Raw genomic sequence first — 281 nt, forward strand, 5'->3', positions numbered from 1 at the left:
CTGCTGGTTTTAATCCTGAAACAGAAGGTAATGCCGTACAAGATACAGATGGAACTATTGGTGAGACCATAACCGGTTTGAATCCAGCTACAGATTATGATGTATATGTACGTGCAATTTGTGGAGCCGGTAATGAGAGTCTTTTGGCTGGTTCGCAGAGTTTTACTACAGAATGCGATGTAATTAGTACTCCTTGGTTAGAAGATTTTACGGCAGATTCTACCCCAAACTGTTGGACAGAAAGTGGTGATAATGCTTGGGATTATAGCCTTAACGGTGAT

1 protein-coding gene is annotated in these 281 nt (G+C 41.3%); it reads left to right on the plus strand.

Annotated features, from left to right (window positions below; translation table 11 throughout):
- Positions 1–281, plus strand: a 281-nt coding sequence (locus tag FKR84_RS13480; protein WP_233357787.1) for a hypothetical protein, incomplete at both ends; no start/stop codon positions are given.

It is taken from the genome of Haloflavibacter putidus, assembly GCF_006546625.1.
In the GTDB taxonomy this organism is placed as follows: domain Bacteria; phylum Bacteroidota; class Bacteroidia; order Flavobacteriales; family Flavobacteriaceae; genus Mesonia; species Mesonia putida.